The following is a 13,724-nucleotide window of genomic DNA, read 5'->3' as shown; positions in this document are numbered from 1 at the left end:
CAATAATCCTGTATCTTAAATCCAAAACCTAACTAAAAATCAAACTGTGCTTTTATCTTCCATTTTTGAAGGCAATCAAAATCATTTTTCCGATCTTGAACCCCAACGTGCCCCGATTGGCATCTTTGATAGTGGTGTGGGTGGTTTGACGGTACTGCGACAACTGTATCGGCAACTCCCCAACGAATCAATCATTTACTTTGGGGATACAGCTCGACTTCCTTACGGTATTCGTTCGCAGGCAGAAATTTTACAATATGTGCGGGAAATTCTCACTTGGATGCAACAGCAACAAGTGAAAATGGTAATTATGGCATGTAACACCAGTTCTGCTTTAGCTTTAGAGACGGTACGTGAAGAATTTAACCTGCCGATCAAGGGAGTCATTCTCCCAGGAGCGAGGGCAGCAGTCCAACAAGGAAAGCGGATTGGGGTAATTGCGACCCCAGCAACTGCCAAAAGTAATGCTTATCGGCAAGCTATTCTGGAAATTGATCCAGATGTGCAAGTTTGGCAAGTCGGCTGTCCGGAGTTTGTACCCCTGATTGAACAAAACCGAATTCAAGACCCTTACACTACTGATGTTGCCCGGTCTTATTTGGAACCTTTAATACAGCAGCAAATTGATACTTTAGTTTACGGCTGTACCCATTATCCGCACTTAGAACCAGTACTGCGATCGCTTCTACCTTCCTCTGTCAAGTTAGTTGACCCAGCTGTTCATGTTGTTGCCGCTTGTACCCAAGAGTTAAACCTTCTGGGCTTAAAAAATACCCACCCACCACAGCCAACTCGCTTCGCTGTCAGTGGTTGTCCGCAACAGTTTGCCCAGTCCTCGTTACCGTGGCTTGGCTGTACCCCAATGGTTGAAGTTGTGCGCTGAGAGCGATGCCGCAATTTCTCACATCCAGAAAGACTAATTAAAAAGTTAGAAGTTAGGAATGATGAGTTCTGAGTTTTGAATTCTAAACTCCCAACTCCCGTACAGACGTTCCGGACTGAACGTCTCTACCGCTCCTATTGACTATTAACTACTTTCGTCACATTTGGCGTTAGCGATATCTCCCGCTTATGTTTTCCACTATAAGCTGAAGTGACACTTTTAGGTACAGGCTTTTGCCCTGTTCGCTTCGCCAGAGCTAATAATAAATAGACGGTGAATAAATAACCCGCAGCTAAAACAAAAATCATCATAGGCATGTTTCCGTAAATCATTCTTCTACCTGCACCTTTCTCAAACGAATATAAAATTGCATAAAATTAGTAGAACTTCAGCCAACAAAGTAAATCTTTGATAGCTGTAGTTTGCTATAGGAACTTTTCCATAGAGTTTTTATTCTCTACGCTTAACCAATTAATTATTAAATTAGTTTTTTCACAGACCATACCTACCACAACAGTTAAATTGCTAAATAGCAATTACAACTGCTGCTTCAGCAGTCTACCAGTCTGCGTTCTTAAAAAGCGTACCACATGGCAGGAGCAACACTTATGCTCAACGTATGCAGCAAATCGTGTAACGGTTTCCCCATAAGGGCAACCCTTAGCTCCCAACAGACAATCAGTTGCGGCGAAAACCGCCCTCACCAAATGCCTTCCCGTGTAAGTTTGCACATCGCAGCAAAAATCAAAAGAATAATTTCTTTGATTCAACCTACGACAAGTTATTTAGACTCACCACAGTTTATGAGTAAAATCACCTATTGATGATTTATCTTTTTGGGGTGAATTTCTCAAAAATTTTAAATTCCTTAATTTTAGCGTAACACAACAGTCCACACTTTTAGCCAACTTTAGTGCTAAATTTCAAAATTTCTAGGCAGCCAGACAATCATGGTGAAACAATTTAGTCTTAGTTGCAAATAAATAATGGTTCTAGTATTTATAGATACTTTCAGGTGTTGTTGCGAACGTCACTTACAGATTCTATAAGCAAAAAGAAATTTATTACTAAAGCGCATAGTTACATCTATCTTATGGAGGTTATTTTGAAGCTTAATAAAACTCTTTCAGAAATTTCCTTAACTATACAGAGGAGAATAAAGTATATTTTATTTCCAAACTTTCAGAATAGCGGTGTTTGACGAACAGGCTATGCGTATACGAGTCATGCTATTTTATCAACCTCGGACTTACGATTAGCAGTTGAAAAGAAAGAGAGATATTTTATAAGAAAAAATTATATAAAATGAGTGGGAAATCAAAGCTGGAGATGAAACATTAAAAAATAAGGGTATCTGTGAAGGATAGCGAGGATTGCGATCGCGAAAACTTTGCGACGGCACAGGCTTATCTTAAAATGAGTATAGGATATGTAAACTTTCTTAACTTAAGCCAGAGTCCGCCCATCCATGACCCCAGCTACCTCCTTTTTTTCCCCAGTGGAAGCAGACCTGCGAATACTAGCAGACAACCTGAAACAGCTAGTTGGAAATCGCCACCCCATACTCTATGCAGCGGCAGAGCATTTATTTGGAGCTGGGGGCAAGCGCATAAGACCGGCAATTGTTCTATTAGTATCGCGCTCAACAATGCTAGAGCAAGAAATCACGCCGCGACACCGACGCCTAGCAGAAATTACAGAAATGATTCACACGGCAAGCTTAGTGCATGACGATGTGGTGGATGAATCAGATATGCGGCGTGGCGTTCCGACAGTTCATAGTTTGTTTGGCAACCGCATTGCGGTATTAGCCGGAGATTTTCTATTTGCTCAATCTTCCTGGTATTTAGCTAACCTAGACAACTTAGAGGTAGTGAAACTGCTGTCTGAGGTGATCATGGATTTGGCTTCAGGAGAGATCCAGCAGGGACTAAATCGCTTTGATACTAACACCTCGATTGAAACTTACTTAAAAAAGAGCTATTACAAAACTGCGTCGTTAATTGCCAACAGTTCTAAAGCAGCCGGGTTACTGAGCGACGTTTCCCAAGAAACTGCCGAACATTTGTATGGCTACGGTCGTAATCTTGGTTTGGCGTTTCAAATTGTGGATGATATTTTAGATTTCACTTCTTCGACGGATACCTTAGGTAAACCAGCCGGATCGGATCTCATCAGTGGGAATTTGACTGCACCAGTTTTATTCGCTTTGGAAGAAAAACCATACTTAGAAGTGTTGATTGAACGAGAGTTTGCCCACATTGGCGATTTAGAGCAAGCGCTGGCGCTGATTGAAGATAGTCAGGGTATAGTGCGATCGCGCGAGTTAGCAGCCGAACATGCCAAACTAGCAATTGAACATCTAGCAGTTCTCCCACCCTCAGAATGCCGGCAAGCCCTGACTAACATGACTGATTATGTACTGAGCCGGCTCTATTAAAAACTGGGGATTGGGGACTCTTGGATTGGTGATTGGGAATACTTGCTTAGTCCCCAGTCCCTATTTACTAGTCCCCAGCCCTTTTAAGCAATATCAGGTGGAATTTTCGGGCGAGAATGTTTTTGTTGCAAAGTTTCTTGAATTAACTGCTGTAACTCGGTTCGCTTAATTTCCACAGCGTTGGTACTCATGCCAGGAGTCTCAAAAAAAACTATACTATCTACGGGTTCTAATGCCACAAGTTGAAACAAAATGTCAGCAATCAAAACGGGTGCAGCTATTACTTGAGGGTCAAGCCCAGCATTCAAGCTGAGTGGAACATCCTGTAAGGTAGGGTAAGCGTAAATCGCACGCTTTTCCTTCTTTGGATTAGCACGGTTGCTCAATGTAGTTAAAACCCAGTCTTTTTCCAAATTTTGGAGAATATAATACTGGGGGTGACGTAACTCAGAAGCGATCGCGCTAATAACTGGGGCGATTGCTGTGACAAGTTGTGGTGTTATACCATCGTTGGGTGCATTGTCAATCAGCAATTGAATTTGTGTTTTTAAGTCCATAACGACCTGCAAATAACTTTTGGGTAATGGCTGTAAGATATTTACGTGTGAATAATCTCACTATAAGTTGGGAATAATAGATGAGAAGCAAATCCTAAACACAGGATCTGCCTGCGTTTAGCTTATACGCAAAACCCAAAAAGTTAATACCTACGTTCATACAGGTTGTAACCAAGTATGTTAGGGTTTTTTTAAACTGAGACTATGAATTTAGCCGCAACCGCAACTATTCAGGGAGAAAATTCTATCGGAGTGGAGGGGATATTTCAACTTCTGTTCAAGGAGTTAAGCCAATTAACCAAAGCTTCGGAGCAGAATTGCCACGACGTGGCTACACGAATTAGCGCCGAAGTTTACCGGATTTGCAATGAAAGTAAACGCATCCAAGCTTCCGGTGCAGTGGAAAGCTCGGCGATGACCTTAGCCAAACATAGGCTACAACAGTGTCTCAGATACTACCAGTTAGGTTCAAATCGGGGTAGGGTCGAATTACATAGCACTTTGAGTGCGATTATCTACCGTTACATTAATCCTCCTCAGAGGCAGTTGAGCTATCAGGGACGGTTGACGATCATTGAAGATTTCTTACAAAGTTTTTATTTGGAGGCGTTAAACGCTTTCCGGCGCGAAAATCAGCTTACCTCTACCTATCGCCCCCAGAGTCTTCTGGAATTAGCAGAGTATATGGCATTTACCGAGCGCTATGGCAAGCGCCGGATTCCCCTACCAGGACGACAGCAGCAGCTGATTATTTTGCGGGCGCAAACTTTTTCTCAACAAATGCCGAACGAAAGCTCTGTAGACATCGAACAAGCCGCAGAAGGTAGCGCTAATGAAGGCGATGGTTCTTGGGAAGATCCAGCCGTACAGCAATTGCGAAGTGCGATGGCGATGCAACCCGAACCCGAACCCGAAGAAGACACGTTGCGTTCTGTTGTGGTTACGGAGTTAATGAACTATCTCGAACAACGGCAACAAACCGACTGTGCTGATTACTTCGCCCTTCGCCTTCAAGATTTATCCGCGCAAGAAATTGAGTCAATTTTAGGTTTAACTCCTCGCCAGCGCGATTACTTGCAGCAACGCTTTAAATATCATCTGATTCGTTTTGCCTTGCTGCATCGCTGGGAATTGGTTCACGAGTGGTTAGAAGCTTCTTTGCCCACTAACTTGGGCTTGACTCCTCAACAATGGGAAATTTACACCGCACAACTCGACGAGAAACAACGGTCTTTATTAGAGTTGAAGCAACAAGGACAACCTGACGAAAAAATTGCCAAAACTTTAGGGTTATCAATGGCACAACTGCAAAAGCGGTGGTTTAAAATTCTGGAGCAAGCTTGGGAAATTCGTAACTCGTTAGTGTCCGGATCAGGTGCATCTACTCATGAATAGTGACTCAGAATCCTTACAACACCAGTTACTTGCTTGGTTTTTGGCATCGGATGCCGAAGCTGGCAAGCATCCCTCGGCTGAATGTGAGGAAATTGACGGGGTAGAAAATCCGCTCTTTGAAACCACCACTTCCACAAGTGGTGATTTTGAGTCGGAAGGGATACCCCAAACCTTTCAACTGGGAGAAATTCCTACTGTGCAAGAACGTTTCCAAGCCGTCATTAAACGTCGGCTGCAAGTCCAAATTCAAGACCACCCGCCTTTATTCCCTTGGGAAACCCAATTAAAAGATTACCCCGATTACGTAGACAGTCCTTCGGTTGCATTAGTTCCAGCATACGGGTGGATGGCACAGCAATCGAAACTGAATATACCGGTGTCTTTACCTGAAAAAGTTTTTCGGCAATTGCTAGAAAAATGTCAGGCAATGCTGGTATCTTCTCTGCCTTTGGGGGCAAAATTAGTTCAGGTAGTCGAGAGCTTGTTTCCTAACGATGCCCAAGCACTCAACGACTTAGCAGGAATGGTGCTAAGAAGTCCCTCTCGCTCTGTAGGCGCTCTAGAGAAAATGCCGATCAAGGAAAGCGATTACTCCGATTTAGGAAAACGCCAACAGATGGCTTTATCTTTGCTAGCAGCTAAACAATTACTGGAAAATCTGACTTTGCCAATTTCAGATAGCAATCCAGCAGTCGAAAGAGAATGGCTAACTAGCGCCGGCGCTATCAACCTCAAAGTAGAATATCAGTCTCAGGGTAGAGTGACAAAACTCTGCGTCATGGGGGAGCTACCCACGGCGGGGATTTTGACACTCCAAGGAAATGGCACTCAAGCAAGGACGATGTCTTCTACTTCGGGTTGCGTAAGTGTTGAGTTATACGGTCAGCCACTTAACCAGACTTATACTTTGTCAGTTGAGTTCCCCGAATTAGAGCAACAATCACTTTTGTTTGTCATTTTGCCGATGATGTAGCCCATATTACCATAGCTAGCACGCGAAGTGTTGATAAACGCCGATTGATAAGATAGTTATCCTGGTTTTGAGGTTCATCCTTTTAAAAAAAGCGGTCGTTAGGGCGTCTACGAAAAGCGGCTATGAAGAAGACACGCTTTTTTGGTAATACTAATTTTCTGTAAGGATGCGCGGAATATCGCCCTGCGCCAAGCGCACGCACTCGCGTTCAGGCTGGAAGCCTAAACGCCAGGTGCTTCAAGTCGGCAAAGCCGACCAACGCACTGGCTCGGCTATACAAACGTTCGCCCTTGGCGTTCGGTGAAGGGTAGTCTGCCGACCCAGGCTGGTTTGAGATTCTTACGGACAAATGGTGTAAGTTCCCGCTTTCAAAGCAGTAGTGTTCGTTGCTTCTGCATCATGGCGCCTGCTTGTACACCCATTAGCTGCTTTCTCATCAAAATGTTTAATTTGTCTAGGATAAGTTGGCGTTTACCTGTTAATCGTTATTGGCGGCATTTGCATTCTTCACCTTTAATCGAAGTGGAAGATTCAATTACCTTACGGGTGCTGGTGCTAGCTTTGGTAATTGTGGGAATTTTGGCGACGGATATTGCAGCTCAAACGAAATTTAGTTTTTGGGCAATTCCTCTAAGCGTGGTGGGTGCGATTTGGAGTTATTACCATCGTCGAGATGCTAATGTATCGGTTAAGTTTTGTATCGCCATTGGAATGTTAGTAGCACTTGGTGCTTTCTTAGGGCGATTGCTGGGCGAGTTGAATGATACACGGCTGGGTTTAGCTGAGTTACTAATTCAATTACAAGTCCTTCACAGTTTTGATATGCCTCGCCGCAAAAATTTGGGGTATTCAATTGCGATCGCGCTGATTTTGCTTGGTGTGGCAGCGACGCTAAGTCAAACTTTTGAGTTGGCGCCAATGTTAATGTTATTTTTAGCGATCGCTCTGCCAACTTTAGTTATAGATTACCGTTCTCGCCTCGGCTTAGAAAAGGAAAAAGGTAAAAGTCACAAGCTAAACTCCAGAAAATTATCTTCTCTTTTACCCTTTTACTTTTTACTTTTTACTTTAATTGTCGGGCTAGGATTGGTAATTTTTGCTGTTATGCCGCGTTTTCCGGGCTATCAACTACGGACTTTCCCTGTAAGTTCCCCTATCGAAGTTAAAGGCGGTTTTACAGGACGCACTATCATCAATCCCGGTTATGTCCGCTTTGGTAATGCCAATAATCAATCGTATAATAGCAACGGCACGGCGGAAAATAAAAACGGCAAACCAGGGCAATTAGATAATACGTTTTATTACGGTTTTAATAGCCAGATTAACCAAAACCTGCGGGGAGAAATGAAACCCAAGGTAGTGATGCGGGTGCGATCGCAAGCGGAAGGTTTTTGGCGTGTGTTGGCGTTTGATCGCTATACGGGTAAAGGATGGGAGATTTCCCGCAACGAACAAGTTCTTACCGTTAAACGATCGCCTTGGTCTTACCAAATTTATCTCAATCCCCCAGCAATAAATACGCCAACTAAAGAAATAGTACAAACTTACACTCTGGTGTCGGATTTGCCTAACTTGATTCCGGCTATGACTTATCCGAAAGAAGTATACTTTCCGACACCGATGATAGCTGTTGATAAAGAAGGTTCTTTGCGATCGCCTGTGGGATTATCATCAGACCTGACATATACGATAATTTCCGATGTACCTTACCGCGATCGCACTTCTTTAGGAAAGGCTTCAACTAACTATCCCCAAAATATTAAAAATTACTATCTACAAATTCCCCCAGAAATTGCCGAAAAAGTCCGACACCGCACCGAAGAAATTTTAGCTAATTACAACCGGGAACGAGTCGGAAAGTCAGAAAAATCCCTTGATTCAACTTACGAAAAGGCACTTTATTTAGCTCAATATCTCAAGCAAAATTATTCTATTCCCGAAAATCCCTTAGGACTGCCTTATTTAGGTGATAAAGAAGACTTGGTAGAAACCTTTTTGTTTAAGCAAAAAGGAGGCTATCCAGACCACTTTTCTACAGTTTTGACGGTGATGCTGCGTTCTATTGGCATTCCAGCGCGGTTGGTGGCAGGATTTAGTTCCGGAGAGTTTAATGTATTTACGGGGATGTATGTTGTTCGCAACACCGATGCTTATGCAATGACAGAGGTGTATTTCCCCAAACATGGTTGGTTTACGTTTGATCCAATTCCCAATCATCCGCTGATTCCACCTTCGATAGAAGAGACTCAGACTTTTAGCGTGTTGCGGCAATTTTGGAATTGGGTTGCAGGCTGGTTGCCCTCGTCGGTGACAGGTTTATTAAATAATGTATTTGGGGCTATATTTAGTTGGATAGGTAAAGCGTTCTCTGAATTTTTTGCTTTATTTTCTCAAGGTTGGCTAGGTGTATTGACAGGCTTAATTTTAGCAACTACAACGGCTTTTTTAAGTTGGTTGGGTTTGGTACAGTGGCGAAAATGGTTAAAGCAGCGTACTTTCAGAAAATTGCCTCCAATGGAAAGCCTTTATCAACAAATGCTGCAAACTTTAGCTGAAAAAGGTTTTAGCAAGCACCCGGCACAAACACCTTTAGAATATGCTAGCGTTTCATACCAGCATCATTCAAGAGCAACGGCTGAGGTAATAGATGAAATCTGCCAAGCATATAATAGCTGGCGATATGGCGGTCAGGCTCCAAATTTGAATCAACTGCGACAAAGATGGCAAGAAATGAAAAAGGCTAATAAAAATTAGTGCGATTTGCAACTTTTTTTCGCGGCTAAGAGTTGGTAATGCGATAGTGCTTCAGCCAGACTGGGGGTGTATTCAATTACACCCCTTTTTTGATTCTAAATATAACTGTTTTAGTCTAAAGGTTAATTAGATACACTTAGAGGATAAATCATTGACCTGACTACTACAACTTAGGAGTACTTAACTGAATGCGATCGCCCTCAAAATTCCTATCAGAAATCCGTACCACTTTGCAATTAACAGTGCCTTTGGGGGGCATTCAACTAGCAGAAGCATCCGTGAGTTTTATCAATAGCGTGATGATGGGATTGTTAGGCATTGAATCCCTCGCGGCTGGTGCTCTGGGTGCGATCACCTTCAATACTCTAGTTTTCTTGTGTATGGGGGTTTTAGAAGGAGGCAGTCCCCTAGCGGCTGAAGCCTTTGGTGCTGGAGACATAGATCGCATTCGCCAAATCTTCACTCAAGGACTCTGGCTGGTGGTTGTTCTGTCTTTACCAATGATGTTGCTCACTTGGCATCTGGACTCGATTTTGATGCTATCGGGTCAACAAGAAAACACGGTAGCCTTAACTAGCACTTATTTAAAAGCCATTGTTTGGGCTTTTCCAGCAGCGGTAGGTTTCTTGATCCTCAAGGAGATTGCCACAGCCCTCAATCGTCCCCAACTCATTAGTGCGATCGCCCTAACTAGCATTCCCCTGAATATTCTCGCTAATTACCTTTTAATATTTGGTAAGTTAGGCTTGCCAGCCTTAGGATTAGCGGGGATTGGTTGGGCTGGCACCTTTGTCTACTGGGTGAATTTCCTGGCTGCTGCCGCCGCAATTGGTTTCCATCCTTGGTTTAACGAATACAAACTATTTGCTTCTCTACAGTTCAATAAAGATGTGTTTGCAGAACTTTGGCAAAACGGCTGGCCCCTAGGATTGCAATACGCTTCCATATTGTTCTTATTTACCTTAATTGCCTTATTAAGCGGCTATATGGGAACAACATTGCTAGCTGCCAATGAAATTGTCGTCCAAACTATAGAAGTTTCATTGATTGTGCCGACAGCGATCTCTTACGCTGCCATGACGCGAGTGGGACAAATGATGGGTCAGAGTGACCCCACTGGTGCAAAGATGGCAGGATTTGCCACAATTGCCATCGGTATAGCCACAACTAGCCTAATTGCCGTTGCTTTATGTCTATTTTCAGAGCAGATTACCACCATCTTTTTAGATGCAAGTGAGCCAGATCATACTATGGCGATCGCGTCTGCAATCCCCTTGTTGAGAATTTCAGCACTGTTTCTCATAGCTTTCGGACTTAACCTAATTGCTTTAGGGACGTTGATGGGTATCCAAGACATCCGCTTACCTTTAGTGATTAACATACTGTTTCAGTGGGGTATTGGGATGACAAGCGGTTACCTGCTTTGCTTCCATCTCAATTGGGGTTCTATCGGCTTATGGTCAGGATTAACTATAGGAATCTCACTATCTACAGTGTTTTTAATCTATCGTTTTTACGTTTTGATTTCTGAGTTGATCCACTCTAGCGACGATCAAGAAGCACTAGACAATATTAAATCTACTGACGATGCTCAAACTCCTGTATTGAAATCTTGTTCTTAGCCTCTGTTAGCATCACCAACTGAATCTTGGATTTCTTCAACAAAGTTCCGACCAACAATCTCTGACAAAAACTTCAGTTCTTCCTGCAACAGAATATAACCTACTTGCCCGCAATCAGAAGGTTTGCCACAAAACGCTTTTGTGAAGTAACCATAAAATTCATACTCTGGTAGATACCAAGGTTCAGTTTCGGGACTGGGTAGAGATATTTGAGGTTGATTCTCCCCTGAAGCAATCAGAATTGGGAAAATCCAGCAAGTGAAGGGTTTATAGTACCAGGGATGTAAGCCTTTTGCTTTGGAAAGCTCCTGTAATCCGCAGCGTACATCATCCAGAGTAAAAACACAGACTGTGTTTCTGAAATGCTTTGGATAGTCGTTGATGAGAATGGAATATGGTTTCTCCTTTAGTGCTGTTTTTTTAACCGAACATAGACCTTTCCATTCCACGTTTTCAACCGTCAAGTCTTCATATTCTTGATCATCGATAATGACTTGCGTTGGTAAATCAAGACCAAGATTTTTAAAAAAATCTGCTTCTTCCTCGACGACTCTTTGAATAATCTCAGCCGTTTCCTGGTTAACGTTAACTCCATTATAACAACACATACCGTCACAGCTAGATAAGGAGCAACGCTGACGATTTTGCTTAAATGAATCAATGTCAACAGTAGCCTGACTAAGTTCATCTCGGCAAGCTTGCTCTGTCTGGGGGTAAGCCGTAAAATTTGTTAATTTTTCTGGAAGATTAGCTTCAGACACTTGTCCTAATTCCATTAGTTTTTCAAAAATTTACAGTGAAACTTTACATTACCGCAACTTTTTTTAGCTCTTGTAATGAAATTTGAAGATTATAGTCACAAAGATGCCTGTAATATAAACATCATCTATTTTTAATTTAAAAACTTAATCAGGTTCGCTAAGCAAATCAAAACAATGAATATCTTCAACTTCATTTAAAAGGTTTATTAATTTTTGGGCGGACTGTAACAAGGCTTCCTTAGCAGATAAACCAAGAATTTTATCTTGAGCGCTCGTTATCAGTGTTGCCTCTCCTGCAAATTCTAAGTACCTATAATCTAAAGTTAATTCATCTCCACGGTGGATATCATCTAGGGTAAAAAAGAAACCAAGACATGACAAAAGATTAGGATTATTTGCATGATTAATATAACATGTATTATCAGTAATTTCATCACTGCAAATAAAGTAATGACCACCCAATCTCATGCCCGTATTTAGAGGAAATTCATCTCTTGTTCTTAACTCTTCTCGATACTCTTTTTCGCTCACAACTTTTTATTTTAGGTAAAAAGGAGTTGGTAGATAAACTATACTTCCTTTTGGTGCAAATTCTAAGCTAAATAATCCCTTTCCTGCATTGGGTATGTTAGACGCTTTCACTAATGATAATTATTTTTAGGTGGAGAAGAAAGCGGCAACCGCTTTCTTCTGTTTAAATGTTCATGAAAAGCTTTGCACTAAGAGTAAATATAAGGTGCATCGTCAGAATTAATATTGATGACTAAAATGATTATCATTCTGATAACTGGTGATTTTATTCCTTGGAAGTCCCTTAAATGATTGTCACGCCTATTATTTCCTTGCTCTTTTTGCGTTATCCGTCTACAATTATCAGGTTCATAGTTACAGCCCTGGAAGCCGCTTGGGACTTCTTGCAGAAAAGAAGCGTTAGACAATCCTAAAGCATCCATGAATTAAAAATCAAAGAAAAGGAGAAAAAAAAGACTGTTTTTGTCATGCAAAGTCTTCGATCTAAGGTTTTAATAGTTTTTTTGGAGGTAAAAAATGGCCGTAGCCTATGACCAAGTAGCTCATATTTATAAAGAAATCAGAGACAGCGATACTTGGTATTTCCAGTATGTAGGTGACTATACATTCTTTAAAATAATCGGTGATGTTACCGAAAAAGCAATTTTTGATTTCGGTTGCGGAGAAGGAACTCATGCCAGAATCTTCAAGCAGATGGGCGCAAAACGAGTAGTAGGAGTAGATATTTCTCAGAAAATGCTAGAGTTGGCAAAAGAGGCAGAAGCCATAAACCCACTGGGAATTGAATACATCCAGGGTGATATGTGTGAACTTGGGGAATTTGGAAGTTTCGATCTTGGCGTCTCCTTCTCTGTACTTAGCACTATCCCAACAAAAGAACAACTGTTGAAAGTGTGTCAAGCTATTTATGCCAATCTGAAGCCGCAGGGTCGTTACGTAACCGTCGGCTTGAATCCCGATTTATCTCCCGATATCTGGCAACTATTGGTAGAGTCCTTTCCGACTTCCAGAATTGAATTCTTTCAGGAAGACCCGGTTAGATTCATAGAAATTGTTGACGAAAAAGAGTGTATATTTGAAGATTATTTATTGAAAAGAGAAACCTATGAATGGGCATTCCGAACTGTCGGCTTTAAAGATATTTGCTGGCACCCACCAAGGGTTTCTCCAGAAGGAGTTCAGAATTTTAGCAAGGAATTATTGCAGATTTATATCAACCATCAGTTTTTAGTTGGTCTTGAGTGTTTTAAATGAGGAAGTGTAATATCAATCGTAAACATGGTAGCTGTTTGTGATGAGTGAAATTAACCAAGATTTAGAGAGTCCTTTACCACTCACAAAGCCAACCTGTCTTGTTAATTCTTGTAACGAGTGGGACCCACTTGAAGAGGTGATTGTCGGCAGTGTTGATGGCGCGATGTTCCCATCGTGGGACATCATTAATAAATGGACTGTGCCTCCCGGAGAATGGGAGGATATCGAGAAGTTGGTGGGTGAAGGAGGAGTTCCTTATTCAAAAGAATTCATTGAAGCAGGACGCAAAGACCTCAAGGAATTCATCCACATTCTCGAATCAGAAGGAGTAACGGTACGCCATATCGATATTGCGGATTACTCTGCCCCTTTTTCCACTCCAGCTTGGCAGGTATCGAGCGGTTTTAGCGGTGCCAATCCTCGTGACGTGTTTTTAGTAATTGGCAATGAGTTGACACTCCCCTGCCTGAATAGATATCGCTTCGCTCATCTATTCGGAAAGGCAGGGGATTCTTCATTCACCGTCAGAACTTGCTCTAACAGGCTTACGCCAA

At 42.1% G+C, this 13,724-nt stretch carries 11 protein-coding genes and 1 pseudogene; 8 read left to right on the top strand and 4 right to left on the bottom strand.

The window, feature by feature from the left end; genetic code table 11:
* Positions 1–46: 46 nt before the first annotated feature.
* Positions 47–883 carry a glutamate racemase gene (murI, locus tag AABK37_RS00060; protein WP_432549586.1) on the top strand — a complete coding sequence of 279 codons (837 nt, stop codon included), beginning with the start codon at positions 47–49 and terminating at the stop codon, positions 881–883.
* Positions 884–1,017: 134 nt separating this feature from the next.
* On the opposite strand, the gene AABK37_RS00055 is transcribed toward murI, so the two are convergent.
* Positions 1,018–1,215 carry a hypothetical protein gene (locus tag AABK37_RS00055; protein ID WP_432549585.1) on the bottom strand — a complete coding sequence of 66 codons (198 nt, stop codon included), beginning with the start codon at positions 1,213–1,215 and terminating at the stop codon, positions 1,018–1,020.
* 1,136 nt (positions 1,216–2,351) lie between these two features.
* Between AABK37_RS00055 and sds the strand changes: the two genes are divergently transcribed.
* Positions 2,352–3,323 (top strand): solanesyl diphosphate synthase, encoded by a 972-nt coding sequence (sds, locus tag AABK37_RS00050; protein WP_432549584.1) that lies wholly within the window; start codon positions 2,352–2,354, stop codon positions 3,321–3,323.
* Between the two features lie 83 nt (positions 3,324–3,406).
* Here sds and AABK37_RS00045 read toward each other — a convergent pair whose 3' ends face one another.
* On the bottom strand, positions 3,407–3,880 hold the full coding sequence (locus tag AABK37_RS00045; protein WP_432549583.1) for a hypothetical protein: 474 nt from the start codon (positions 3,878–3,880) through the stop codon (positions 3,407–3,409).
* A 204-nt stretch (positions 3,881–4,084) separates the two neighbouring features.
* Between AABK37_RS00045 and hetZ the strand changes: the two genes are divergently transcribed.
* From hetZ to AABK37_RS00025, 4 genes are all read left to right on the top strand, one after another.
* Entirely contained in the window at positions 4,085–5,275 is a 1,191-nt protein-coding gene (gene hetZ, locus AABK37_RS00040; RefSeq protein WP_432549582.1) for a heterocyst differentiation protein HetZ, read from the top strand.
* The gene (locus tag AABK37_RS00035; protein ID WP_432549581.1) at positions 5,268–6,248 is read left to right on the top strand and encodes a PatU; all 981 of its coding nucleotides are present in this window, start codon (positions 5,268–5,270) and stop codon (positions 6,246–6,248) included. Before hetZ ends, AABK37_RS00035 begins: the two co-directional genes overlap by 8 nt.
* Positions 6,249–6,689: 441 nt before the next feature.
* Positions 6,690–9,002: a transglutaminaseTgpA domain-containing protein gene (locus tag AABK37_RS00030; RefSeq protein WP_432549580.1), complete on the top strand. Its 2,313-nt coding sequence runs from the start codon at positions 6,690–6,692 to the stop codon at positions 9,000–9,002.
* 188 nt (positions 9,003–9,190) lie between these two features.
* Complete coding sequence (locus AABK37_RS00025; RefSeq protein ID WP_432549579.1) at positions 9,191–10,624, top strand: MATE family efflux transporter; 1,434 nt, start codon at positions 9,191–9,193, stop codon at positions 10,622–10,624.
* Here the strand turns inward: AABK37_RS00025 and AABK37_RS00020 are convergent.
* Positions 10,621–11,400 (bottom strand): hypothetical protein, encoded by a 780-nt coding sequence (locus AABK37_RS00020; RefSeq protein ID WP_432549578.1) that lies wholly within the window; start codon positions 11,398–11,400, stop codon positions 10,621–10,623. The genes AABK37_RS00025 and AABK37_RS00020 overlap by 4 nt on opposite strands.
* Positions 11,401–11,529: 129 nt before the next feature.
* Positions 11,530–11,916: an SET domain-containing protein-lysine N-methyltransferase gene (locus tag AABK37_RS00015; protein WP_432549577.1), complete on the bottom strand. Its 387-nt coding sequence runs from the start codon at positions 11,914–11,916 to the stop codon at positions 11,530–11,532.
* Between the two features lie 516 nt (positions 11,917–12,432).
* Between AABK37_RS00015 and AABK37_RS00010 the strand changes: the two genes are divergently transcribed.
* Both AABK37_RS00010 and AABK37_RS00005 read left to right on the top strand, forming a co-directional pair.
* Positions 12,433–13,170: a class I SAM-dependent methyltransferase gene (locus AABK37_RS00010; RefSeq protein WP_432549576.1), complete on the top strand. Its 738-nt coding sequence runs from the start codon at positions 12,433–12,435 to the stop codon at positions 13,168–13,170.
* 40 nt (positions 13,171–13,210) lie between these two features.
* A pseudogene (locus tag AABK37_RS00005) lies at positions 13,211–13,724 on the top strand (hypothetical protein); the annotation flags it as partial.

Origin of the sequence: Tolypothrix sp. VBCCA 56010, assembly GCF_050875635.1 — a bacterium.
In the GTDB taxonomy this organism is placed as follows: Bacteria; Cyanobacteriota; Cyanobacteriia; order Cyanobacteriales; family Nostocaceae; genus Hassallia.
The sequence above is the reverse complement of the archived record's forward strand: the minus strand, read 5'-3'. Positions and strand labels throughout refer to the sequence as shown.

Bases quoted from the DNA above. Each gene is read 5' to 3' on its own strand.
- AABK37_RS00030 (WP_432549580.1), top strand. From the start codon at position 6,690: ATGTTTAATTTGTCTAGGATAAGTTGGCGTTTACCTGTTAATCGTTAT.
- AABK37_RS00020 (WP_432549578.1), bottom strand. From the start codon at position 11,400: ATGGAATTAGGACAAGTGTCTGAAGCTAATCTTCCAGAAAAATTAACA.
- AABK37_RS00010 (WP_432549576.1), top strand. From the start codon at position 12,433: ATGGCCGTAGCCTATGACCAAGTAGCTCATATTTATAAAGAAATCAGA.
- hetZ (WP_432549582.1), top strand. From the start codon at position 4,085: ATGAATTTAGCCGCAACCGCAACTATTCAGGGAGAAAATTCTATCGGA.
- AABK37_RS00045 (WP_432549583.1), bottom strand. From the start codon at position 3,880: ATGGACTTAAAAACACAAATTCAATTGCTGATTGACAATGCACCCAAC.
- AABK37_RS00055 (WP_432549585.1), bottom strand. From the start codon at position 1,215: ATGATTTACGGAAACATGCCTATGATGATTTTTGTTTTAGCTGCGGGT.
- sds (WP_432549584.1), top strand. From the start codon at position 2,352: ATGACCCCAGCTACCTCCTTTTTTTCCCCAGTGGAAGCAGACCTGCGA.
- AABK37_RS00035 (WP_432549581.1), top strand. From the start codon at position 5,268: ATGAATAGTGACTCAGAATCCTTACAACACCAGTTACTTGCTTGGTTT.
- AABK37_RS00025 (WP_432549579.1), top strand. From the start codon at position 9,191: ATGCGATCGCCCTCAAAATTCCTATCAGAAATCCGTACCACTTTGCAA.